Genomic DNA, 1509 nt, shown 5'->3' on the forward strand with positions numbered 1-1509 from the left:
AGCCCTGTGTCAAGCCGCCGCCGCGGTTCCCTGACCGAGGTATCGGGTGAGGGCGCCGTGGCGGTCCGGGTCGTAGGGAACGCGGTCGTGCCAGCAGCGCCAGATGATCGCGGTCCAGGCGCGGGCGAGGACCCGAACGGCGTGTGGGTGGCGCATGCCGCGGGCTCGGGCCCGGGTGTGGATGTCGGCGGCCCAGGGGTTGGCGTGGCGGGAGTCGTCGGCGAAGTCGGTGAGCGCGCGGCGGAGTTTGGCGTCGGCGGCGTGGCGGAAGCCGACCGCGCGGTGTCTGCCCGATTCGAAGGTGACCGGGCAGGCGCCGGCCGCGGCGGCGAGTGCGGCGGCGTTGGGATAGCGGCCGCGCGCGTCGCCGATCTCGGCTAGCAGCGCAGCAGCCCTGATCTGGCCGGCGCGGGGCAGGCTGGTGAAGATGAGGGCGTCGGGGTGCAGGGCGAGTGCTTCTTTGATCCGGCGGGTGAGCTCGGCGGCCTGGTTCTCGATCGCGTCGATGGCGGCCAGCAGCGCCAGGGTGATGTGTCGGCGAGCAGCGGCTTCGATGCCGGTGAGGCCGGCCGGGGCGGTGCGCAGCCGGTCGATGAAGACCGCGGCCGGGGTGCGTCCGCAGTAGCCCTCGGCGGCCAGCCAGTCGGCCATGGCCTCTTCATCGAGTGCGGCGGCCTCCCCGGCGGTCGGGAAGCGGTGCAGGAACGCGCGGGCGATGGGGCTGTGCAGGTCGAAGAACAGCCCGACCGCGGCAGGAAAGGCCAGTTCCAGGGTGTGCCGCAGCTGGTTGACCAGCCCGACCCGGACCTCAACCAGGTTCTGTCGTGCGCGGACCAGCGCGCGCAGGCCGGTCGTGGCCGGGGTGTCCCGGGTCAGATCGGTGTAGCGGTGGCCGTCGGTGCGCATCGTGTCGGCCAGCAGATGGGCGTCGAACCGGTCGTCCTTGCCCGCACCGCGGTAGCGGGAGCGCAGGTTCTTCACCTGCCGCGGCGGCACCACAGCAACCGGTAGACCGGCGTCCAGCAGCGCCTCCACCACCGGCCCATCCGGGCGCTCGATGCCGACCCGGACCGCCCCCAGCTCGGTCAAGCGAGTCGTGAGCCGGCTCAGCCCGACCCGGCTGTGGGTGATCGTGTGGCGCCACAGCACTGCCCCAGCGGCGTCGACGACGCAGACCGCGTGGTCGGCGCCGGCCCAGTCGATGCCGGCGAACACCGCCCCTGTCGGGGCGAAGGTGACGGTGGGATTGTTCATGTCGTGCCTCCTGGCTGTTGCAGCAGCGGGGAAGCACCCGGTGGTCTCGGGACGTGCACGCCGGTCGCTCACTGATCGGCGCTCGAGGCGCTCAGCCCTGTCGCCAGTCGGCACGTCCCGGGCCACCGGATCCTGCAGAACTCAGTCTGGCTGTGACCTCCAGCAAGCCGGCATGGCAGTGATCCGGTGGGGACCCGGGGTGCGCCAGCGACCCTGTCAGTCAGTCACCGGCCCGTCGAGGGTGCTCCAGTGAGC

At 72.5% G+C, this 1509-nt stretch carries 1 protein-coding gene; it reads right to left on the reverse strand.

Annotated features, from left to right (window positions below):
* Nucleotides 1–9 precede the first annotated feature (9 nt).
* Nucleotides 10–1254 (reverse strand): IS110 family RNA-guided transposase, encoded by a 1245-nt coding sequence (locus ACI79C_RS25225; RefSeq protein ID WP_456948445.1) that lies wholly within the window; start codon nt 1252–1254, stop codon nt 10–12.
* Between the last annotated feature and the right edge of the window lie 255 nt (nt 1255–1509).

The sequence above is a fragment of the Geodermatophilus sp. SYSU D00697 genome, from assembly GCF_054050175.1.

Coding starts and splice junctions, on each gene's coding strand:
- ACI79C_RS25225 (WP_456948445.1), bottom strand. CDS start 1,254: ATGAACAATCCCACCGTCACCTTCGCCCCGACAGGGGCGGTGTTCGCC.